This window comes from Leptothoe sp. ISB3NOV94-8A (assembly GCF_043421595.1).
GTDB classification, from domain to species: domain Bacteria; phylum Cyanobacteriota; class Cyanobacteriia; order Phormidesmidales; family Phormidesmidaceae; genus Leptothoe; species Leptothoe turfae.
Window position 1 is genome coordinate 1,444,070 of the sequence record NZ_JAXSQW010000001.1, and the last position, 22,594, is coordinate 1,466,663.

Annotated in this window: 17 protein-coding genes; 3 read left to right on the forward strand and 14 right to left on the reverse strand. The window is 48.2% G+C overall.

Going from position 1 to position 22,594, the window contains the following annotated elements:
• Window positions 1-20: 20 nt before the first annotated feature.
• From SPB21_RS06330 to SPB21_RS06355, 6 genes are all read right to left on the reverse strand, one after another.
• Window positions 21-1,439 (reverse strand): alkaline phosphatase PhoX, encoded by a 1,419-nt coding sequence (locus SPB21_RS06330; protein ID WP_499866014.1) that lies wholly within the window; start codon window positions 1,437-1,439, stop codon window positions 21-23.
• 346 nt (window positions 1,440-1,785) lie between these two features.
• Window positions 1,786-2,259 (reverse strand): hypothetical protein, encoded by a 474-nt coding sequence (locus SPB21_RS06335; protein WP_499059212.1) that lies wholly within the window; start codon window positions 2,257-2,259, stop codon window positions 1,786-1,788.
• Window positions 2,260-2,453: 194 nt separating this feature from the next.
• On the reverse strand, window positions 2,454-3,008 hold the full coding sequence (locus SPB21_RS06340; RefSeq protein WP_499059210.1) for a PEP-CTERM sorting domain-containing protein: 555 nt from the start codon (window positions 3,006-3,008) through the stop codon (window positions 2,454-2,456).
• Window positions 3,009-3,112: 104 nt separating this feature from the next.
• On the reverse strand, window positions 3,113-5,071 hold the full coding sequence (locus tag SPB21_RS06345; protein ID WP_499866015.1) for a PhoX family protein: 1,959 nt from the start codon (window positions 5,069-5,071) through the stop codon (window positions 3,113-3,115).
• Window positions 5,072-5,215: 144 nt separating this feature from the next.
• Window positions 5,216-5,707 (reverse strand): hypothetical protein, encoded by a 492-nt coding sequence (locus SPB21_RS06350; RefSeq protein WP_499866016.1) that lies wholly within the window; start codon window positions 5,705-5,707, stop codon window positions 5,216-5,218.
• Between the two features lie 476 nt (window positions 5,708-6,183).
• On the reverse strand, window positions 6,184-9,426 hold the full coding sequence (locus tag SPB21_RS06355; protein ID WP_499866017.1) for a CHRD domain-containing protein: 3,243 nt from the start codon (window positions 9,424-9,426) through the stop codon (window positions 6,184-6,186).
• 451 nt (window positions 9,427-9,877) lie between these two features.
• Here SPB21_RS06355 and SPB21_RS06360 point away from each other — a divergent pair, with 451 nt between their 5' ends.
• Window positions 9,878-10,612 carry an SDR family oxidoreductase gene (locus SPB21_RS06360; RefSeq protein WP_499866018.1) on the forward strand — a complete coding sequence of 245 codons (735 nt, stop codon included), beginning with the start codon at window positions 9,878-9,880 and terminating at the stop codon, window positions 10,610-10,612.
• Window positions 10,613-11,184: 572 nt separating this feature from the next.
• On the opposite strand, the gene SPB21_RS06365 is transcribed toward SPB21_RS06360, so the two are convergent.
• From SPB21_RS06365 to SPB21_RS06400, 8 genes are all read right to left on the reverse strand, one after another.
• Window positions 11,185-11,784 (reverse strand): superoxide dismutase, encoded by a 600-nt coding sequence (locus SPB21_RS06365; protein WP_499866019.1) that lies wholly within the window; start codon window positions 11,782-11,784, stop codon window positions 11,185-11,187.
• A 342-nt stretch (window positions 11,785-12,126) separates the two neighbouring features.
• Entirely contained in the window at window positions 12,127-12,588 is a 462-nt protein-coding gene (locus tag SPB21_RS06370) for a hypothetical protein (protein ID WP_499866020.1), read from the reverse strand.
• 192 nt (window positions 12,589-12,780) lie between these two features.
• Entirely contained in the window at window positions 12,781-14,727 is a 1,947-nt protein-coding gene (locus tag SPB21_RS06375) for a YcxB family protein (RefSeq protein WP_499866021.1), read from the reverse strand.
• Window positions 14,724-16,040, reverse strand: coding sequence for a hypothetical protein (locus tag SPB21_RS06380; RefSeq protein WP_499866022.1), 1,317 nt, complete (start codon window positions 16,038-16,040; stop codon window positions 14,724-14,726). Before SPB21_RS06380 ends, SPB21_RS06375 begins: the two co-directional genes overlap by 4 nt.
• The gene (locus SPB21_RS06385; RefSeq protein WP_499866023.1) at window positions 16,030-16,980 is read right to left on the reverse strand and encodes an AAA family ATPase; all 951 of its coding nucleotides are present in this window, start codon (window positions 16,978-16,980) and stop codon (window positions 16,030-16,032) included. Before SPB21_RS06385 ends, SPB21_RS06380 begins: the two co-directional genes overlap by 11 nt.
• Entirely contained in the window at window positions 16,977-17,912 is a 936-nt protein-coding gene (locus SPB21_RS06390; RefSeq protein WP_499866024.1) for a hypothetical protein, read from the reverse strand. The genes SPB21_RS06385 and SPB21_RS06390 overlap by 4 nt, the downstream gene beginning before the upstream one ends.
• 23 nt (window positions 17,913-17,935) lie before the next feature.
• On the reverse strand, window positions 17,936-18,838 hold the full coding sequence (locus SPB21_RS06395) for a CHAT domain-containing protein (protein WP_499866025.1): 903 nt from the start codon (window positions 18,836-18,838) through the stop codon (window positions 17,936-17,938).
• Window positions 18,839-19,464: 626 nt separating this feature from the next.
• Window positions 19,465-20,808 carry a hypothetical protein gene (locus SPB21_RS06400; protein WP_499866026.1) on the reverse strand — a complete coding sequence of 448 codons (1,344 nt, stop codon included), beginning with the start codon at window positions 20,806-20,808 and terminating at the stop codon, window positions 19,465-19,467.
• A 131-nt stretch (window positions 20,809-20,939) separates the two neighbouring features.
• Here SPB21_RS06400 and SPB21_RS06405 point away from each other — a divergent pair, with 131 nt between their 5' ends.
• Entirely contained in the window at window positions 20,940-21,866 is a 927-nt protein-coding gene (locus SPB21_RS06405) for a LysR family transcriptional regulator (protein WP_499868680.1), read from the forward strand.
• The gene (locus tag SPB21_RS06410) at window positions 21,844-22,104 is read left to right on the forward strand and encodes a hypothetical protein (RefSeq protein WP_499866027.1); all 261 of its coding nucleotides are present in this window, start codon (window positions 21,844-21,846) and stop codon (window positions 22,102-22,104) included. Before SPB21_RS06405 ends, SPB21_RS06410 begins: the two co-directional genes overlap by 23 nt.
• Window positions 22,105-22,594 lie beyond the last annotated feature (490 nt).

Here is a 22,594-nt window from a genome sequence, read left to right on the forward strand (position 1 = left end):
ATCCGTCACAAACACCAAATCTATACAGTGATGGGTTGACCGTCGGTTCTGTACATCATGATAGTGATACCAGGTGTTTGAATGTTAAAGAACATCTTGGTGCCATCAGCAGAGAAACATCCGCCAGCAAACTCACTGCCTTCAAAGCCAGGCGTAATGTTCTTAGCAAATTTGAACAGACCACCGTCGGGAGTAACTCCAACAACAAAGATGTCGCCGCCGCCATCTTCAAATAGATAGAGACTGCCATCGGCGGGAGAAACAGTAATGTTGTCTGGGTTATCCAGTACCGCTTCGTCAGTGGACTCCACAAAGAGTGTAGCGGTTTCAGTTACATCGTCATAGCACCAGACTTGACCCTGACCAGCATCACCACCGCTGGTACAGACCCAGTAAATCTTGTCATTGCCAGCCCAGGCACCTTCACCACGGGCAAAGATGGCACCGCCCAGTTCCTGAGCATCAAAGCGGAGGGTATCTGTATCGGGATTAACGTTGACACCATTATCGGTTAGGCTCACCCATCTTACCCGTTGGGGCTGGTTTAACAGAGAAAGCACACCAGTACGAGTGTCCTGGAGACCACTTTCAAAGGTGAGTACCTGTAGTTCACCGCCATCTGTCAGATTACCTGGAGTGTTGGGGATATAGCGATAAATGCAGCTGTCGCCACGGTCTTCAGTCTCATAGACATAGCCAGTGGCAGGATCGACAGCGACAGCTTCGTGGTTAAAGCGACCCATTTCAATCAGGGGCACGGGGTTAACTAAACCGCCACGGGCAGGCACTTCAAAGTTAAAGCCGTGCTTTTGAGTAATGGCAGGGTTGTCAGCGGGAACACTGGTGTTCTCTTCACAGCTAATCCAGCTTCCCCAGGGAGTCGGACCACCGGCACAGTTACGGATAGTACCTGCTAGAGAAACATAATCCCGTAGAACTTGACCACGATCGGTAATGATCATGGTGGACGTACCACCAGCCCCTACACCGGGACCCCCATCACCGTCAAATCTGTCGTAGGCTCTCTGTAAACCAGTACCGTCAGTAAAACCGGAACCATCATCTTCACCAGGGCTGAGTTCGTGGTTTTGCACTAGAATATGTGTACCGCGAGGGCCTTGAAAACAAGCCATACCATCATGGTCACTGGGGCAAGGCTTACCATCACTCATCTTCATGCCACTGACGTGGAAAACGCAGTATTCAAAATCAGCAGGTACCTCTAAAATTGCTCCTGCGGACTGGAGATTGTAGACTGGGCTGAACCGAGGGTCAATATTTGCAGGTAGCTTAGGAACCAGGGGACCAAATGGGTCAGCAGTAGGGTTTTGCCCAAAGGCTTTTTTAGCGACAAGGGCCTGTAGGGGGGCAATAGCCAGTGCGCCAGCAGCACCAGCCCCCATATAACCAAAAAACTTACGGCGAGATAGGGAAACCACTATGTTCTCTCCTCTCTAAGAACACATACAAAAATCAAGGCATTAACTCACACGGAACTCCCATCGACAGATGGCAACTGAGGCCATGGTTATGACGACTAAGATAAGAATGCTTTCGAGATATCAGGCGGCAGCCACACTACAGATATCCATCAAAAAAGAGCAGTTTAAAATCACTCTTTTTATAAACCAGCTGCCATGCCTATGGAATAGAATGTTCAGATTCTAGCAACCGTTTTAGGATAAGTAGTTAAGGTGGGATTAAAGAGAGTTTAGTGTTTTTTCTTCTTTGGGTAGGGGGCTACATTTCAGTTGATGCGATCGCTAATCATGCGCCCTCTTCCCACTAATCAAGCTCATCAATAAAAGCCGCATTTTCAATAATGGGTCGACGACGCGCCACCTGAGAACGAGGGGGCGTTGAGTTGGGTTGGGTATATCCCAACAACATTCGGACACTTGGACTATAGTGAGCCCAGTTTTGAATATCAGGTTGCTGTTGCCACTGGTCACGAGAAATGTCTGCTACTAAAATGGGCAGCACCTGTCCATTGCGATGGACAAGGACAGTTAACTTAATGGGAGCCGCATCAGGATTTGTTGCGAAGGCATCAGAAATAGTATCATTTGCCGTGCCGATCACCTGCTCGATCAAACGTCCATAGGTGCGCACCTGATCTGCTGAGATGGTAACAGTCAGCGATGGGGATGCTGCCTGATTAGTCGGTACTTGCGCTACCGTCGTTGCTCCTGAAATCCGGCATCCCAACAACACTAGTAGACCAGTTAAACACAAGCCAGACAAGAGTTTTAGCATCATCGCATATCCTTTGGTGTTATGACTTAGTTAAAAGAGACACCAAACATTAGGCAAACGCCTTGAACATTCCAATAAGAGGACGTTAATAAAGGGTTAGGACAAGACTATTAACCACAATCTTTAAAGCACGAAACCCCAGGCAGTTGCCTGGGGTTTTGTATTAAAAAGTCAATTTTTTCGGCTTAACAGTTTAATTAAGCCGCTTGCTTTTGACGCTTGGCTACAGCTGCTGCTCCTGCTACGGCCAAAAGACCCAGTAGAGTCGCAGGCTCAGGAACAGGTTCAGGATCAGAGACTGAAATTGTACCAAGTGCAGTTAGATCACCATCGGAAATTGCACCTGCACCAAAGTTGTCTACAAACAAAAACTCTAGATCAAGACCAAAATCATCAGAGCTGTAGAGACCCTGATCAAGACCGTCAGTCAACCCAAGTTCATTAGGTGTACCGTCTACAAAGAAGCCAGTATTGTCAAACAAACTGGCAAACTCACCGTCAGAAGAGGAAATAGTAAATGCGTCTACTTCGCTATTACCACTCCAGCTCCATTGCCAAGAATCAAACTCATTACCGGAGACAACACCATCAGTGGCAGCTGTTCCTTCAGCAATAAAGAAACCACTAATGAAAGCATCTTCAGCAAAAAAACCAGTGTAGTCAACACTCCACTTGAAGAGAGCCGCATCGGCAGGTGCTGCAAAAGCCATGACGCCCAGTGCCGCCGCCGCTGCAAAAACAATTCGTTTCATAATTCTGTCTATGAATAAACCAGGTAAATAAATGGACTAAACTGCGTCAAGTCCCCCAAAGCTCGCCCTGTTCTGGCTCAAACCAGAACAGGGTGGGATACTAATTAGGAGCCAACAATGCCGCCATCCTTACGGGTGATGACAATCGTACAATCGCGAGGAATTGTAATACCATCCGTCGGTGCCGGGAAGTTGGTTGCTACTGGATCGCCGTTACCAGGATGCTGGGTATTGATGAACAGAGTCTTGCGATCAGGCGTGTATGCGACACCAGTGATTTCATCACCGCTCACACCAACAAAGAGACGACGAATCTCACCTGTTTCAGGATTAGCAACCAAGCACTGGTCTTGCAGCCCCTTCTGCTGACCACCATCGGTTTCAATGAACAAACGCCCATCGGGGTCAGCCCATAGACCATCGGGATCGCTAAACGTCCGCTCATCGCCTTCAGCGTGGGTCTCATCTGCAAAGATGACGTGTTCCCAGGTAAATGTGGTGCCAACGTGATTATTTGAGTCCCGTGTTTTCAGAATGTAACCATCGGGGTTGGGTGCCCGGAGATTTACAGCATCCGCTGTTTCACGTCGGCTGTTGTTGGTCATCGCCCAGAAACAATCACCAGTTGGTCCGACGGTTACCCACTCAGGACGATCCATGGGAGTTGCTCCCAAGATGTCAGCCGCCACACGAGTAAATACCAGGACGTCTCCCTGATTTCTAAATAGAGATTGTCCCTGTTCGTCTACAGCATCACGGATGGCAGGATTACTGTATGTAATTTCCATCCACTCGCCGGTATTATCATCATTGAACTTCGCGACATATAGCTTACCGTAGTCCAATGGACTCAGACCGCGAGCAACCATGGAACGCCAACTTGCCTGAGACACAAACTTGTAGCAGTAGTCGAAGCGCTGGTCATCACCCATGTAACCAACGTAACGACCACCTGCACCCACGGTCCCACCAACACCTTCGTGCTTAAAGCGACCCATCGCCGTCCGCTTCACAGGCTTTGCAGTTGGGTTTTCTGGATCAATTTCCACAACCCATCCAAAACGATTACGCTCATTCACATAACCAGGATTAGAGGTATCACAACGGACATCAAAAACGGTGCCATTGTTACCGCCCCATGCATACCCAAAGCCTTCAGCCGTTACACCGTAGCGCTCATCAGCCCCGGTGAGAGGGCTCCCCTCACCCAACGCAGGATCATCGGGAGGGTTAGACTGGTCGACTTGAGAGTTGTTGAAGTAACCGTTAAAGTTCTCTTCACAGGTCAGGTAAGTGCCCCAAGGTGTGAAGCCGTTGGCACAGTTATTGACAGTTCCTTTGAACTCATTACCAGCAGGGTTTTGCAATAGAGAGCTATTGGCTGCAGGGCCGCTGAAAGCAACCGGTGTGTTGAAGGTGACTCGACGATTCTTGGGGCTGTCCAATACAACCTGCCACGTACCGTTAACTTTCTGAATTTCCACACAGGCAACGCCGTGGGCATGCTCCATCGTGCGAACATCTGCCAGCGACTCAGGAAGATCCTTGCCCAGGACATGGGGGGTACGGCCAAACTCATGGTTAATGCACAGTACACCCTTTGTATTGCTGGTGCCATTCTCAGGGAAGAAGTGCATCCCGTCGTGACCAATACCCACTTGCTTTAGCTGAGCATCAGCGGTAGTTCGGTTGACCGGATCCCCTGCATATTCTGGGACGCCAGACTCCAGTGGAGTTCCCCAAGGAATCAGGATATCGTACTGATAATCAGAGGAGATGTGGGGCACTCTGCTGTCCACAATAGCCTCTGCAATAGTCACTGGACTAAAGCCAATGTCAGGGCTAAGACTCTGAGCAAAAAGAGACTCGGTTAAACTAGTTCCAGGAGAACTTGCAGCGGCGGTTTTACTGGTTAAACCGTTGCCTACAAGCGCACTAGCAAAACTTGCGGCAGACAAGACAGCACTGCGCTTTAACAGATTGCGCCGTGACATGTTTGCCTTCAATACATCATGGAAAGGGCGATTGCCCGAGCGATTGCTGGGGATTTCATCATGAAGCATGGAAATTTGATCTCCTCTCTTGAATCGTAGTTGCACTATCAAAGAACGGGGGCTTAAACCCTCCATAGCTGACCCTTCAGAGCTGACAAGTTGCAGTCTCCTAATGAGAAGCCTTTCTTACCAAAGACACCTTGTTGTGAACAGCTAATCCACAAAATCCACATAGGACTGCACAGTTCTACCATTCAGTCGACCGGCGTCAAACTGTCGATCAAACTGGGTCGAAATCCCCCGCGACGCAACAGGCGAGGAACGACGAGATGGCGAAGCGGCCACCTGGGGAGGCGACTGGCTATCATGTCGTCGAATCAAAGCATATGCGCTGTAGTACTTGGTCCAAGCACTGACTTGCGGTTTCTCTTGCCACTGTGTCCGAGAAACGGTTGTGGTTAAAACTGGTATCACATCGCCATTACGACTACCCAACACAACAATTTCGATCGCAGCCAAGCTGGGATCGGCATCAAAGTGCTGGTTAATTTCTTGGCTCACCATAGACTCAGCGCGACTAATCAAGTCATCGCTAGATGTCCGACTATAAATGGGCATCTCCAAAAGAACTGGCCCATCTGAATTCGCTAAAGCTGATTCGAAAAACGCACCTATGGAAAACGTGCCAGCAAGGCAGGCTGCCATAGAGATACCGCCTAGCAAGAGCTTGCTAGACCACATAGAAAGACGATTAGCCAACATATTTGGCAGTACTTGTGTAATAAAAAATCAGACAGCACCAGTAATCTGGCTCAGCCCATTTATCCCCTACAGCCTATGGTTCCACAAACAAACTTTTTACAGGTTAATGGGAGGTTAATGGGAGATTTTAACTAGTTAAAGAGTGTAAGTATTTTTACAAAGACAACTATTGATAAAAGCTATAAAAGTGCTTTTATCAAAGAATATAACCTATGCGCACAGGAATGTATGCGTCCTTGATCCCTGGCTGTTTTAATTGTATTTTTAGATTTCCTAGGTAAATATCTGTAAAAAGGGGTATTCTCCAGCGGTTCTCAACAATAGCTTCTTTTATGTAGTGTTAGCTTGGTCTTTGAAGTGAATGCAAACAAACGCAGCTGAGTTAGCCCTCAGCTACGTTTGTTTTAGCGCTACAGAATCTAGAGATTGGTAAAGCTATTCTCTGTAAGCTCTTCTGTGGCCACACCTTTCAGAGTTGCTAACACTTCGTTGCCAGCAATGATGTCATTCCCCGATAGGGTGAGTTGATTAAAGCTCAGACCGCTGGATAGGCCAATGCGGTCGATGTCAACTGCAAAATCAGTGATGGTATCAATACCGCCGCCAATCATCAAGATAAAGGTGTCATAGCCTTTACCGCCAGAGAGCTGATCATCACCAGCACCACCGTCTAAGACGTCATTGCCTGAACTACCCAGTAACACGTCGTTACCTTCGCCACCTTTTAGGATGTCGTTACCGATACCACCCTGAATAATATCGTGGCCGACGTTACCCGAAAGATGGTCGTTACCCATACCACCTTTTACAACATCATTGCCGCTGCCGCCTTTAAGGGTGTCATCGCCCTGGCCACCAAATAGCTTGTCGTCGCCCGCCTCACCCTTCAGCGAGTCGTCACCAACACCACCATCTAGATCATCGTTACCGCTGCCGCCTTTCAAGGTGTCGTCACCAATGCCGCCCTGGAGGAAATCATCGCCATTGTTGCCAGAAATATAGTCGTCGCCCATGCCACCTTTCAAGATGTCATCGCCATTACCGCCTTTGAGCGCATCATTGTCCTGGCCACCAAACAACTTGTCATTACCCGCCTCACCGTTAAGCAGATCGTTACCGGTACTACCCTCTAGCTCGTCGTTGCCATCTCCACCTTTGAGGGTGTCGTCACCCGTGCCGCCTTTGAGGATATCGTGGCCATCGTCCCCCAAAATCCGGTCGTTGCCGGGGCCGCCCCTTAAGGTGTCATTGCCACCTTTACCGCGAATACGTTGGTTACCTGGGCCGCCAACAATGGTGTCACCAGCATCAGTACCAATAATGGTTTCTGTCGGTGGCGTCGTCAGCAAAGGTTTGTCTGAGTCGAACAAGGGTGTCACTTGCCCGCGAATTGCACCGGGAGTTCCCAACTTGTCGGACTCAGCAGTGTGAATCTGAATGTAGAGTTTGCCGGATTGCAGCTCATTGATAAACTCGCTGAGGGGTTTAGTTTCTGGACCGTCATCGGTGTCACCATCTCCGTTTAGATCGGTGGCATCGCTATCGTTCCAAATACCAGTGATGATGCCATTTTCAAAGTCCACCACAAGATTGTCGTCATCCTCACTGGGTAGCCCAAAAATATTTAGGGTATGGGGACCATTTTCGCCTTCAGGACCTACATGTAAGTGAATGCGAGTAACATCATTGAGTTCAGTGCGATCAGTAATGTTTTGTTTTAGGGTAATCCCGTCCAGTTTGATTTGGTACGCGAGGCCGCTGCCATCCTCTGCCAGGATAAAGGTGGCGGTTGCTCTGGCAGTGGAATCAGGAATTACTGCATCCTGAACCACCTGTGCGCCATCGGCTACCAGAGTAAAGATATTTGCCTTGAGAGGTTGTTCAATCTGACCGCGAATGGTGTCCGGTGTGCCTAGCTGATCAGCTACTACGTCGTGGATCTGGCGATCAAGATCCCCAGCTTCTAGTTCATCAATCGGCTGGCTAAGAGGTTGGGTCTCATTGGGGTCACTGGTGTCGCCATCACCCCTTAAGTCGCTGACGTCATGGTCGTCCCCCACCGCTTTGATGATGCCCTTGTCAAATGAGTCGATGGGGGTGATTTGGCCACGGGCACTGCCGGGTGTGCCCAGTCTGTCGGCAGCGGCGTCGTGGATTTGGATGTAAAGGTCCCCGGCCCGCAGTGCTTGAATAAACTGGCTGAGGGGTTTGGTTTCAGGACCATCATCGGTGTCACCATCCCCGTTTAGGTCGGTGGCATCGTTGTTGTCCCACATGCCGGTAATGATGCCGTTTTCGTAGTCCACCACGAGATTATTGTCGTCTTCGCTGGGTAACCCGAAAATATTCAGGGTATGGGGACCGTTGGCACCGTGTTCACCCGCATGGATATGAATCTTGGTAACATCGTGGTCTTCGGTGCGAGCGGCGGGATCTGCTTTGAGGGTGAAACCGTTGAGTTTGATTTGGTAGGCTAAACCGCTGCCGTCTTCTGCCAGGATAAAGGTGATTTTGGCGGTGCCGGTGCCATCGGTGATGGTTGGATCTTGAACAACCTGGGGGCCGTTTGCGATCGCAACAAAAATCTCCTGCGATGATGCCTTGGGTTCAGTCACCGAAGTATCCAGCTGCCCCCGAATAGTCCCTGGAGTACCTAGCTTATCGGCAGCTACATCATGAATCTGTAGATAAAGCTGACGCGCCTCTAGCTCGTCAATCAGTTGACTCAGGGGTTTGGTTTCAGGACCATCATCGGTATCCCCATCACCATTTAGGTCAGTGGCATCATCATCGCCCCAGACACCAGTAATAACGTTACTCCCATAGTCAACGAGAAGATTATTATCGTCTTCGCTAGGCTTCCCAAAGATATTCAGAGCGTGGGGACCGTTTTGGCCCTCACCTCCCTGGTGAACATGAATCTTGGTAACATCATTATCTGCCGTGCGGCTAGCTGGATCCTCTTTTAGATCTAGACCATCAAATTCGATTTGATAGGCCAGCAACTCACCCCCTTTGAGGGGCGTAAACGTAGCCGTGGCCGTGGCCGTTGCATCAGGAATTGCGGTATCCTGCACCACCTTTTCACCTTCAGCCAAGAGAGTAAAGCTGTTTTCTGATTTTAGAGGCGTAATCTGACCGCGCACTGCACCGGGCGTCCTCAACTTATCAGATGCAACATCGTGAACCTGGATATAGAGTTCGCCAGCCTTCAGAGCCTCAAGAAAATCGCTGAGGGGTTTTGACTCGGGACCATCATCCGTATCGCCATCACCATTCAGGTCTCTAGCGTCACTATCTTCCCAGAGACCTGTAATGATGCCGTTTTCATAGTCAACAACGAGATCATCGTCGTCTTCACTAGGACGTCCAAAAATATTTAGGGTATGTCCACCGTTGGTACCGGGTGCACCTATATGGAAGTGGATTTTAGTAACATCGTTATCTGCTGTGCGGCTGAGGGGATCTTCCTTGAGGGCTAGGCCGTTGAGTTGAATCTTGTAAGTCAGACCACTACCATCCTCAGCCAGAATGAAATTCACGATGGCAGTAGCCGTGGAATCAATAATAGTGTCGTCTTGCACCACCTGCTCACCATCAGCTAAGGCAATAAAGGCAGGTGTTGATTGGTGTACTCCCGAGGGTATCAGGCGATCAGTCATGGTTTCTGTAAAACGGCTAAACAATTCCTACGCGAAAATGCTGACCCTGGTAAGACTTTAACTAAATTGAAAGCTGTAAGTATCAAGAGGATGTCAAATTTAGTAAGGGCAAATAAAAATAAGTTATGAAGCCTTCACCATGGGCAAAACCCAAAAAATCCAAAGCTAGCGGAGGATTAAGGCTGACTATGCCTACTTTTCCTGACCCTGTGGATCCGGTGCTATGGGCAATACAGTCTTAGCGACGTTGGATTTACAGGTTATGAACGTTCACGGCTTCATAGTCAGCGATCGCATGCTTGAGAAAATTAGGCAATAATCTGCGAGGTTTGTGTATTTAGAGTTAGCTGCGCCAAACCTATGATGAACTCATCCAAAAACGCAATGAAAGGATAAGGCAATGGCTCTATTGCCGGTTCGAGCCATTGTGTCGTACATAAGGAAAGTCATCATGTTAAATGCAAAAAACAAAATCATTGCTATCACGGGAGCCAGTAGTGGTATTGGCGAAGTGAGCGCCAAGTTGCTGGCCCAGAACGGTGCGAAAGTTGTTCTAGGGGCACGACGAACCCAAAAGCTAGAAAAAATTGTCGCAGCGATTCGTGCCCAAGGTGGCACAGCAGAATACAAAGCTTTGGATGTCACCGACCGTGAGGATATGAAAGCGTTTATTCACTTTGCTAAAGACCAGTTTGGTCGCGTCGATGTCATCTTCAACAATGCGGGCATCATGCCACTCTCCCCCATGAATGCTCTCAAAGTCGAGGAGTGGGACAAGATGATCAATGTCAACATTCACGGCGTGTTAAATGGAATTGCAGCCGGTTTGCCAATCATGGAGGCGCAAGGCGGCGGGCAATTCATCAATACGGCATCGATCGGCGCGCATGTTGTCGTCCCGACTGGCGCAGTCTATTGCGCCACTAAGTATGCCGTTTGGGCAATCTCGGAAGGACTACGTCAGGAGTCGCAGACTATTCGCGTTACCACGATCTCTCCTGGCGTAGTAGAAACAGAACTGGGTTCTGACATTACGGAATCGTCGGCAAAAGACGCTTTGCATGAATTTCGCAAAATTTCACTCACCCCAGATGCGATCGCTAGAGCTGTCTTGTACGCCGTATCTCAACCCGATGATGTTGACGTAAATGAAATTATTGTCCGACCGACCGCCAGCGCATTCTGAAGAGAATCACTCAAAGTATAAGACCGTTATTGTAGCGAAGCAAAACCATAAACAGAAAACTCTCAGCGGTCATCGTAGCGAGGGGAATGGTAACAAAGATCGCCTTGACGATCTTTCAAAATGGAGCGAGCTTCTCTGTTCCACTGATATTTCTGACTAACTCCGATAAACAAGAAAGGTCATTATCATGATTAAACCATTTCGTTCTCACATAATATTGATAGAAGGGTGCCTCAATCGAGCATCAACGTATTTCTTAGCTCTCTTGATAGCATCTGTTCGGGTTAAAGCACAGGGGACAGCGACAGCACAGCCCATCTTGTAATTTGCCCATACGGAATAAAAGATTTGACCGTTTTCCTCACTTTGGTCTACATCTAGCCGCCATTCTCGGTAAGTAAACGACCAAATAATATGAGGGAAATCAGGGTTCAACATCATGACTAGGTTGTATAAGCATTATTGAACAGCTCCACCCCGCTGAGGTAGAGCTGTGTAGTAAGACCTCAAGCCAAACTACAGAGTCAGATTGGCACTAGGATTTGAAGAAGATAGCATAGACTCTGTATTCCTTAGGCCACTGCGAGGTTTTGAGCGGCAAAATCCCAACTCACCAGGTTATCTAAGAAGGCTCCAATGTAGTCAGGTCGCTTATTTTGGTAATCTAAATAGTAAGCATGCTCCCAGACATCCATGGTCAGTAGAGGAACCTGTCCATGGGTGAGGGGGTTATCGGCATTCAGGGTTTTTGTCACCTTGAGTGTGCCGTTATCCAAGACTAACCAAGCCCAGCCACTGCCGAACTGACTGGCCCCAGCAGTTTTGAAAGCTTCTGCAAATTTCTCAAGGCTACCAAAATCAGTCTCAATTTTCTTGGCCAAATCGCCTGTGGGCTTACCGCCACCATTTGGCTGCATGCTGTTCCAATAAAAGGTATGGTTCCAAGCTTGGGCAGCGTTGTTAAACACTCCGGTTTTTTCAGCATCGCCTGCGATTGCTTTAATGACATCTTCAATGGGCTTGTTGTCTAAGTCTGTCCCTTGAACAGCGGCATTGAACTTACTGACGTAAGCTGCGTGATGCTTGTCGTGGTGAAACTCCAAGGTGCTCTTTGAGATGTAAGGTTCAAGAGCGGTGTAGTCGTAAGGTAAAACCGGAAGCTTGTAAGCCATAAGTTCTAAATCCTCTCTCAACAAAACAAAATATGCTGCCTATGGACAGGCAGAACTGAGACGCAGTCAACAGTTCAAAAAATGCATTTATGTAGCATTTCAACTATGCGACAGCCTAAAAGCATAAGCTTGATACTGCGATTAACACAGCCTCAAACTATCAAATCATCTAAAGAAGATCTATACCCCTAGGAGGCATATGTTTAGCCAGCGATAACAGCACCCATGGCTGCCCTAAGCACAAGCTCAGCAGTGACAGCTAACGCCTGCAATGACCCGGTCGCGACAAGTGATTGCCCATTAAAAAACGACCCAACTTCGCGACTCGGGTGCAATATTTTGTTATCCGGCGTTTCCTTGCGTGGCGAAGTAGTCCTCAAACTGTGCGAATGCCTCTTTTGGGTCTTGGCAGTCCAAGAACATCATCGTAGCGTACGAAATACAGTCGATCCATTGAGAGATGGTTGCAACATCGGCATCTGAGATCAAGTTATTGCGTCGAAGCATTCCGTCCGGATGAGTTGCCCAATCGCGAGCCAAATGGCAAATGCCCCAAAGGTTGCTGATTGTTTTGCGTTGAACCTGTTCTTTGGTTGACAATCCCGGTCCGATTGCCTTGAGGCATGCCATGATTTCTAGGAATGCGTCTTGATTCAATGAGCCTCGGTACGGGCGGAGTGAACCTAAGAACCCGTTCGCCATTTCAGGATCGTCCAAGTCCTCGTGGGTGAAGCTATGTTTCGCAAGTAGGTTGTGAGCGTCCTCAATTGTGAGGCGCGGCAAAGATTCAAATGAGTATTTCATGTGCCTCGAATTGTGATTAACACTACCCACTCTTTAGCCGAATAACGATTGAGTTCAGCGGCTATCAGTAGGCCTAGCTTGTGATCAATATCTTTCATTAAGTCGCTGCAACGATTTGTTATGCTCGACCACTCTCAATACTTAGAATCACGTCAGTTTCTGTTATCCAAAAAAATTCATGTTTATGCCTTATTAAGGTTGAGGCGATCCTAGATTATTTTGAAGATAAGTCAGAAACATCTGAAAGTTCTCTTCAGATGGAAAAGAATGACGTGGAAGCACATGAAAGGCTCGATCTGTAATGTATAAAATAATTAAATCCCTATTAAATTTATATTTAACATAATCAGTTAAACGAGTTCTTGTAGTGCCATTGGCGTCGACAATCTCCAATATATCAGGAGAAATTTGTATTTGGTTCTCAAACAGGAAGTAAGGATTGTTGGCAGCTAAACGACGTGTAGCCAGGGGAATTAGTATAAAATACCAGTAAATCCCAAAAGCTCCTAAAAGTAGCAACAGGATGAAATTACCTGCATTATTGGCGGATAAAATAGCAGAGTAACCAGTAAAAACAGTAAGGAGCAAATAGATAACGAGCAAAGCAATATAAACTCTCTTTCGCACTGGACCTGGCCGCAGATGCAGATAATTAGACTTGAGATAATCTTTCGGAGTAAGCTGCACGCGAAAAGAAATTGTTGACTTAAAGGAACTATGGGCCTGATAAGGTAGGCTTCTAGGATAAAGGGAGTCACGTTTCAAGGGTTTGCCGGGCTTTCCAAATACTGCTTTGAGGTAGATAAGTACTTGCTGAAAGTCGTTATCTGATTTGAAGCAGCGGCGTGGCAAAGTGAGACACAGCACCAAAGAATAGAGGGTTGGCATCGCCAGGTAGAGCAAAATAAAGTTAGAATTTGCCCTATACATATAGCAATCCGCTATCTGATAGCGTTTCATTGCAACTTCTGAAGTGATTTCGACAACATCGGGAGAAATGGCCAGATCGCTGCCAATCTGCATGATTCGGTATCTCTTAAAGTCTCGGTGAATTCGGCGGGGAGCACGAATAAAGAGTGAGTAATAAAAGAAATAGGCTAAACAAAGTATAGGGAATATTATTCCTAATAAATTAGGGTCTCCTAATGCTAAAAAACCAATCGCTGCTAGCAGAAAAACAATGCCAAACGCAAGCAGAAAAACGGCAATCAATAGTTTTAGCAAAAAGGGTAAGGACTTTCTGACATGGAAAAACTGGGCTGCGACCATATCGTTAGAAGTCAGCTTGAGATGAAGCGTAACCACGGGAGCAAGCGCATCCTGAGCGCCCGATGCAGGATGATAACCTTCTAAAGAATCTGGATCGGAAACCAAGTTTTGAGACACCAGGGACTGCGAACCAGTGGCCAGGTTCCGTCGAATCTGCTCTGGTAGAGGAAGCTCCATTCCGCTTAAGAAAATCTGTCCTGATTCCGATAGTATCTGTAGTTGAACCGTTGCGTCCTGCATCTGTCCTCGAAAAAAAGATTTCATTCCACTGGCATAGGCCAGCAGAGGCTGAAATTCTGTTAGCGGGTCTGCCAAGGTGTCAATCAAGGAGGTAACCCGCAGCCACTCTGCTGATTGATCTAAGCGAAGCTTTGCTAGGGTTGCAATGAGTTCACGGGCTACTGTACCAGGACGAACATATACTAAAGCGGTCCAGCGCTGAGTGGAGGCCACTTCTCGTATGTCGGGGTCAGGACTGCGGAGCTGATGGCGAATGTGAGCCAGCATAAACGTTGCAAGCTGCTGGATACGGGGCAAACCGAAGCGTGGCTCACTTTGCAACTGGGTTAGGAGCTCCATCCGAACAGTCGTATCCATTTCATAAAGCTCATGGCCGACCTCTCGGCACAGTCCCGAAAGCAATAAATCGGCAACTGCAATCCATGGAATGTTGAGAACTGTTCCGGTTTGATCGGTTTGAAAGTTTGCCCACAGCTGATAGAGCAATTCGGGTGTTAAGGCCAGGGGAAATGCTGCGTGGTAGCTGAAGTAAAGATGAGCATCCCCGAATTTTTGGTGGAACGCCATAATTTGCCGTTGAGCGGCTCGCTGACGCGGAGAGGCAACAGTTGACGTGCTGGGAGAAATCATAGCCGCATACCTCGCTGCATGGGAGAATAACGGCCACGTAGAACAGAGATCGCTCCCTTCATTCCCTGTCTACTAAGTTCAAACATGGGCACGAGCTGTGCAATCGCACCTGCGGTGGAGCGATGCCAGCGCGACTGAGGGACGGGATTTAACCACACGATGGCAGGAATTCGCTGCTGCAGCTGCTGCAAAAAGGCCTGCGTCAATTCCAGCCGTTCCGGGTTGAGGTAACCGCGAGCGGCCCCTGCGTCACTGACAATCAGCGCAACAGACTGGATTGAGTGAAGCTGAGCTATAGCGGTAGACAGTGATTTTGCCGTGGCTAGGTAGGGTTCGTGGTAAAGATAGTCAATGGGACAGTTATGGAAATAGTAAGCGCCTGTTTTACCCAACCGGCCTTCCCGCGATGCAGTTTCTGCTAGGCGGGAGGATAGGGTATGAAAGGGTACCATCGAACCATCTTGATCAATGAGTAGCAGTAATTCTATCCGATTGCGACGACGGGGAACTAGGACCGGGTTAAGAAACAGACCTTGCCGTCCCCACTGGTTGACGGTTGCAGCAAGGTCTAGTTCAGTTGCGGGGCCTTCTCTCACTAAACGACGCAGATAGCGCCAGTTCTGCTTCATCTGTCGGCGGGCAATGGGGAAGAACTCCCTAGAGGTCAAAAATTGCTGGCCAGGCAGGTTGTCCCCAATACTATTTGTACGTTGACGAACGGCTTGGGCGACTTGTACCTCATCTTCTAATTCTTCGCTTACGCTAGGAGATAGCGGCGGTGAAGGTGCCATTTCTTGTGGCTCTCGCTCTTTTTTAGGACTATCTCGCAGCTCCATTAGCCATAGTACACCTGCCGCCATGGCACCCATGCCCACCCCTATTCCGATCAAAACGCCGTTGCTAATATCTATCCGCTGTCTTGGCTGAGATTTTTGAGGGGTAAAAAATAAATTGACAAATGCGGCTCCTGACACACCTAGCATTAGGAGTGCGGCTAAGGTTAACAATCTTTGCCGCCATCGTGATGACAAGTGAGATTTATCCGGCTCATCCGCAACAGACGCTGGTATTTGACTGTCTGAAGGAGCCTGCAGGGGGCCAATCAGCTGCTCGAAGTGATAGTTGAAGATTTGTTTCTCCTCAGCAGATTTAACCCACAAAGCGCGGCACAGACGCGCCAAGTCACTACGATCCCCTATGCCAAACCCACCCTGAAGTGCCTGTAGTACAGCTCGGTACTCAGAAATGCCCAGCGGGAAACCAGCCTGTCGTAATCGAGTAAATAGCTCTAATAAGGGCAGGTCATTGTTCATGGGGGATGTCCTGCTTCAAATAGCGAATGTGGTCATCCCAGTTCTTGAGCAGCACACCCGCGTAGGGCAGCTTACCGTCTAGCATTGCTATCGCTTCATCGGTAGAATGCCGACTCAGGACTCGTACCCAGTCAATCAATTCACTGGTGCTAATCTGCTTGCCAATTGTTCCTTGATCTTGCATTCTCTGTCGTAGCTCACAGAAGCGCTGCGTCGCTGCGTTAGCCAATTCAGAAGATACCTCTTGAGAAGTGGCCCTTAAATGAGCTAGCACAATCTCGAGTAATCGCTCCTCCGTCGGAAATTGGACGTAGTGAAACAGGCAACGCCTCAAAAAAGCATCGGGTAGGTCTTTTTCATCGTTGCTGGTAATCAGAACAATGGGTGAATGGATAGAGCGAATTTCCCTTGCTGCTCCAGCAACTTCTAATTCTTCAACAAAAAACCGCTGTTCATCCAATTCCAGCAGCAGATCGTTGGGAAAATCAATGTCAGCTTTGTCGATTTCATCGATCAGGACAACGGTCCGCTGAGCGTTTTGGAATGCCTGCCCCAGCGGTCCCCAACGGACATAGACAGTCGGATCACTGGCTCGCTGTAGCTCACTAGCTGTTAACCGATCCGACGATGCCAGTTGGGCATCTCGCAATCGTCCTACCGCATCATAAACATAAAGCCCATCTCGAGCACGGCTGGTAGATTTGATGTACCAGGATTCTAGGGGCAACCCCAGCTCGTAAGCCACACTGCGGGCTAGCTGTGTCTTGCCGCACCCCGGCTCACCCTTTAGCAGCAATGGACGTCCTAGATAGATCGCTAAGTTTACTATCTCGACCACTTCTGGCTCAGGAAAATAGGGAGAGAGTAGTTGGCCTGTCGCATCTTGTTCTTTTGGCTGAGGTTGTACTGTACCTGTGTAACGTAATACATTATTTGTCATAATCTGTTCCACTCGTCGCACCACTCACAATTTAAAAAGCTACAGATTTCCTCAAGCACCCACTGAGGAACGCCACCATCACTGTTGTTCAAAACTGTTTCTATGGCCACATCAGTGTCATCAATGAACTGAGGTAGACTAGGAAGCTCCGAGAAAATCCAGTTAGTTAGTTCAGAGTTGGAAAACTTTTGGATTAAGGGAAGTTTTACAGGGATTTCGGCGCGCCAGAATGGATTTGGGCGATCGGCAAACTGGATATTCCACTGCCCTACCAGGCCACTCTTATCAATCAGAAACATCAGTAACTTAAATTTAGGAATCGATTGATTTTGTTGGCTTCGAGCCACCAATGGAGACCAGAATTCTTGCAGTAAATCTCTCATATATTCTTCTGGCATAAAATCGACGCTATCCAAAATCAGAAATATGTTTTGGGTTTGCCAACACTGATAGACGCGATCGCAAATATCCTCGGTTTTGCTATCTTGCCGGAGCCCTACCCTACGGCTCAGCTCTCGCCACATAGCTTTAACATCGCGGCTACGAGCCATACAGCTCAGGTCTAAAATAACCTTTTTCCCAGTAATTCCCTGAAGCACTCGCAACCTCAGACGATTGAATAACCAATGTTGCCCATACAGCCAGCCATGATCAGGGTCAGGGCTGGTATGAATCAAAAATGCAGCCACCGACTCCTTGTGGATGAATCGAGTAAACGCAACTTCTTGTTCTTGATAGCCTAAACGCAGAAGGCAAGTATATAGGTTCTGGCTGAGGGCTTGTTGTTTCAGCGCTACGAGATCTGCCCGGCTTTCTTCCAGTTGTTTTTCTAGCTTAAATTTACTTGCGGGATCATTTTCTATCACTAGCGATTCCCCTAATCGCTGGATTTTTTCAACTAATAAGTCTTGCTGCTTTCCTAGCTCATACATGAAGCTGTTAGTAACACCGGTGCTTATTTTTCAAGTTTACAGTTTAGATTCGATATTTCACGACTAATTGGGTCTCGCTCGGCTTTAGCTTGCTGTAGCTGTATTTCTAACTTAAAGCGAGTTGCCGGATCCGTTTCAATATCAAGAGCTTCCCCCAACCGTTGCATCTTTTGGCTGAGCAAGTTGTGGCGTCGTTGTAGGCCTGTTCGTTCCGCTTCTAGGTCTTGCCGCTGAAGACCAGTGAGCTGTGATTTAACGCCAGTAATCGATGCATCAATCGGATCTTCGGTAGAGGCATTCGTGGCAGTCAAAGGGCTTGGAGATGAATGAAGAGCTGTGTTTTTAAAATTGGAGCATTTAAGTAGAACTGGAGTCAGGTCTTCAGCAATTCCCTCCAAACGAATAGCGGCACATCCTAGAGTATAAGCAAACTCAATGTCACGCCCCGCCCCCAGAGCATCGTAGAAGCCCAAGGCAAAAACAATGGCCGCTCTATCTCCAATTGCCTGGTTCATACCGATAACGTAAGGAATGTGACGGGCGATTGCTTTTGCTTGCAGTTCAGAATAGCAGCCATTTATCACCACACATGCGATTTTATCGGCAAAAAGTTTAAGCAAGCCCGCCAGGGCATCTCCGTCTATGAGCTTACTACCACCAAGGTCATCTTCAAAAACTAACCCTTGGTCTCCTCCTCCATGCCCGGAAAAGTGAATGATTTGAGGGTTCACATCCAGGACAGCTCGTTGGATATCGTGGGGACGCACTGCTAAGCGTTGCTCCAGGTTAAACTGCTCCCGCTTTTGGGCACGTTGCAGCCCTTCTGAAATGTCTCTCAATTCCTGGTCGAGTCTCAAACGGCCCGTGTCTTTGGGGTTAGCAGCAATAAATAAAATGGTTTGAGGTTCTGTGCTGGATGAGGACATAGTATGACTTGGGCTAGTGAAAATTCATACTTGAATTGGAGCGGCATAACGGTGGAGTTGTGCGGCGGCAGATAAGCTTGAACGTTTACAGATAACCTTTATCCCGTCCACACCAACGCAGTGTTAGCTGGCTACTTATTAAACCGGCAGTAATTGAGCATGTATTTTACAGCCGGAAATCCTTATAGACATTGGATTGTTATTGAAAACTTATATTGCCGGAGCAATATGATTGTTATCGGTATACAGAGGTTGCCAAACTCAGTTTCTTGATGCTGAGTTTGCCCCGTCTTTGCCACTTTAAGTAGGGATTGCTGCAAAAGTATAGAACGTTTTCTATTCTAGAGGAGGGTTTCAAGCCTTTTCTAGAAAAACAAGTGCAAGGTTATGGCTTTTATAGGCCCAAAACCCTTGCACTTAATTTGAAAATAGTTGGATTAATCGAAAATATCGAACGCTCGGCTCAGTGATCTCAAGCTTTGTGGCCTCTAGCCTCAAAAGTCTGACTTTTTCAGCAGACCCTAAGTAGTACAGATCGAGATCGCTCATCATCGTGTGGTAACCAATGCAGGAAACCGGGCTATTAGAAACTACGGTTTTGTTTCACCGCCTGTAATTCACCACCACTAAGGAACTAGCACCATGGAATGAGCACCGTGAGTTACAGGCACCGAGTAGCGGGTCTGCACCAACATCGGTTGCGGATCAAGCGGATCAGTGGCAATGCGCCAGAAATCAATCGAGCCGCCCTGAATGCGAGCGTCAAAATGGTCGTAGTTCACCACCGCAACATATTGGCTAGAGGCATCAAAGGTTGCTGCTTCCGGCAAAATACCGTCGTAGGGATAATCCGCAACATGTCTGAGCTGCCCCGTTTCAGGATCAAGAGTGATGAGGCTCAGAGAGGAGAACCAGGTGATGCGATCGTCGTCATAGGGCAAATAGCTCCGTTCCAAATTCGTCGTGACCACAAATTGACCATTGGGACTAATCGCGAGACCTTCTGGACTCACCCCCGTCATCGATCTCGATACCAGTGCATGACGAGGCGACCCATCGGCTTGAGTTCCGGCCTCTAGGCGAATGCTGACAAGACTTCCCCTGGGGGCTTCGCTCCATCGCCCCTCGACATCGGCCCCCCAGTAGAGGGCGTTGGTAAGGAGATAGCGACCGTCTGGAGTGAATCGAGCCATGTAAGGCGCTTTTTCGGCCTGCACGACATTCCCCCAAGCTTGTAGTTCCCAGCCATTTCCTTGAGGCGTGACTTGCACAAACGATACTTCTGCCGCAGATTCATTGACCAGAGCGAGAATGTTCTGACTCGGGTGCCACTCAGCATGAATGATGCGTTCCTCTAGTGAAACGTTGGGGACAGTGGGATAAACAGGATCTCCGATTTGACCATTGCTGAACGGGATAATTGCTAGGGGAGTTTCGCTACCAGCCCCAGCAGGATGGAACGACACAGCGATCAGCGAACCATCCGAGTTGATGCTGATTGAATCAGGGCGCTCCGCAAGCACCACATCCTGGACTAACGTTGGCCTGGTAGGATCAGCTAAATCAAATACCTGGAGGCGATCGCCGTGGCTGAGATCACCAAACACCTGCGTTTCATCAGCTCCTTCAGGCCGCTGACCCCAGGTTTCGATCACTAGGGCGTAGCGTCCATCGGGAGTGACAGTAACCGCAACCGGAGGGCCAGCCACCGAATTACTGGCCTCGACCTCATAGGCTTGCAGATCTCTAACATGTCCCCCTAATGGAATGACGCTGAGCGCATCACGACCTTCGCGAGGGCCTAGAAAACCGTTCACATAGGCAGATGCCAACATGTCGGCATCTGAAATTGAAACCAGATAGCGTCCCTGAAAGTTCATGGGTGCAGCCCGATCTTGAGCTTGACTTGGGGCAACGGTAGGCAGCCAAAGCAGACCGACCATTAGAGAACGGACGAACGTTTTCAGCATTTAGTTTAGTGTTGTGCGTAAAAGACTAAAACCACAATAAAAAGACCGAGTATAATTTGTCCAATAGATTTTTAACTCATTTTTAATAGGTTCAGACTATTAGTACTCTTAACCCATCCTCTTCAATTGAACTGAGGCATTTACGCTACTTCGTGGCGGTTGCACAAACCCTGCATTTTGGTCGAGCAGCTGAGCAGTTAGGCATTACCCAACCGGTCTTGAGTGATCAAATCCGTCGACTCGAAACGTTACTCGGCTTACAACTGCTGCATCGCACTAAACGGGTTGTGCAGTTGACTGAGCCAGGGCGCATTTTTTTAACCGATGCCTTACAGGTTCTATCTCAAACAGAAACAGCCATTGCCACTGTGCAACGGGCGGCCCAAGGTAAGTTAGGTCAGCTAACGATTGGCTACACTGGCCCCGCGCTGTATACCGTCTTGCCTGAGATTTTGCAGCGATTTCGTGATCGTTACCCCGATGTCGAGCTTTCCCTACACGAATATTGCACCCCTGACCAAGAAGCGGCCCTCCTGGCAGGTGAGCTACAGTTGGGATTCCTGCATCCACCGATTAATTCTCTGCTACAGCAGCAGGAAGTGCTTTGCGAGCCGATGGTGATCGCCTTGCCAGCAAAGAATCCATTAGTAAACCAAGAGAGTCTATCCATTAAAGATTTAGCGCAAGAGTCGTTTATTCTTTTTCCGCAAATTGTTGGCCCCAATCTCTACAGCCAAATTATGATGCTTTGCAACGAGGCGGGATTCAGTCCTAAGGTGGTACAGGAAGTTACCCCACAGCCAACTATGATTGGCTTAGTGGCTGCCGGAATTGGCGTTGCCTTCGTTTCAGAATCTTTGCAGAGCATCAGTCGCCCCGGAGTTGTTTACCGAGCGCTGCGGGAAGAGGCTCCTGTGCTCAGGCTGGCGATCGCCTGGAAACAACCCTTGGGACAAACGCCAACCACAACCCAAGCTTTGGAGTCTGATCTGATAGCAGCAGCACCATTAATCAATAATTTCTTGCAGGTAGCAGGTGACTGGGTTCAGTCACACTGATGATAGTGATGAATTCTCAGCCGATAATCTCCGCATTGGGTTTGACTTACTGATGCTGACAGATAATCGATTCAGCCATACTATAATCCAAGAACAGGACCAGCTAACGATTGAGCTGAACCGCAACACCGTTCTAGACGAACGTCGTGCGGTTAGCAGGTGTTGTCTGTTCCAGCGATTTGTTCTTCCGCAGTTACGAGATTTTATCACACCGCAGTTACGAGATTTTATCACATAGCTCCAAACATCCATACTACTGCGGAGGAACTATATATTCAGCGTCAGATCTGACGGATAAGATCCATATTTCCGGATCTTATCCGTCAGTTTTAGGTAATAACACCCTTATTTACAGAACTTATATGCAACTCTTGACGTATAACTTCGGGAAAACAGGGTGTTATCCGTCACATTTGACAGTTAAGTATGGTGGATAGGTGCTCATACGTCACATTTGACAGTTGTACCTACCTACGGGATTTATACGGCTAGGCAGCCGCTGTTTTGACCGTTATACCGTTGCTATAACCCTATGGGCATGGGCAAGCCTAACGCATAGTATCTCCAATAGAGTTAGCCAACACTTCAATGAGCGGAGTCGAAGGGGACGCTTATAAAAACAGGTTGATGCGTCATTGCCTCGCGCATCAACCTGTTTTTAAGTCACTCCTTGCAGGCACTCGGGACGATCGGTTTGCGGTAGAAGATGCTATCGCTTAAACCAACCA

Coding starts and splice junctions, on each gene's coding strand:
- SPB21_RS06335 (WP_499059212.1), bottom strand. CDS start 2,259: ATGATGCTAAAACTCTTGTCTGGCTTGTGTTTAACTGGTCTACTAGTG.
- SPB21_RS06340 (WP_499059210.1), bottom strand. CDS start 3,008: ATGAAACGAATTGTTTTTGCAGCGGCGGCGGCACTGGGCGTCATGGCT.
- SPB21_RS06345 (WP_499866015.1), bottom strand. CDS start 5,071: ATGCTTCATGATGAAATCCCCAGCAATCGCTCGGGCAATCGCCCTTTC.
- SPB21_RS06350 (WP_499866016.1), bottom strand. CDS start 5,707: ATGGCAGCCTGCCTTGCTGGCACGTTTTCCATAGGTGCGTTTTTCGAA.
- SPB21_RS06355 (WP_499866017.1), bottom strand. CDS start 9,426: ATGACTGATCGCCTGATACCCTCGGGAGTACACCAATCAACACCTGCC.
- SPB21_RS06360 (WP_499866018.1), top strand. CDS start 9,878: ATGTTAAATGCAAAAAACAAAATCATTGCTATCACGGGAGCCAGTAGT.
- SPB21_RS06365 (WP_499866019.1), bottom strand. CDS start 11,784: ATGGCTTACAAGCTTCCGGTTTTACCTTACGACTACACCGCTCTTGAA.
- SPB21_RS06370 (WP_499866020.1), bottom strand. CDS start 12,588: ATGAAATACTCATTTGAATCTTTGCCGCGCCTCACAATTGAGGACGCT.
- SPB21_RS06375 (WP_499866021.1), bottom strand. CDS start 14,727: ATGATTTCTCCCAGCACGTCAACTGTTGCCTCTCCGCGTCAGCGAGCC.
- SPB21_RS06380 (WP_499866022.1), bottom strand. CDS start 16,040: ATGAACAATGACCTGCCCTTATTAGAGCTATTTACTCGATTACGACAG.
- SPB21_RS06385 (WP_499866023.1), bottom strand. CDS start 16,980: ATGACAAATAATGTATTACGTTACACAGGTACAGTACAACCTCAGCCA.
- SPB21_RS06390 (WP_499866024.1), bottom strand. CDS start 17,912: ATGTATGAGCTAGGAAAGCAGCAAGACTTATTAGTTGAAAAAATCCAG.
- SPB21_RS06395 (WP_499866025.1), bottom strand. CDS start 18,838: ATGTCCTCATCCAGCACAGAACCTCAAACCATTTTATTTATTGCTGCT.
- SPB21_RS06400 (WP_499866026.1), bottom strand. CDS start 20,808: ATGCTGAAAACGTTCGTCCGTTCTCTAATGGTCGGTCTGCTTTGGCTG.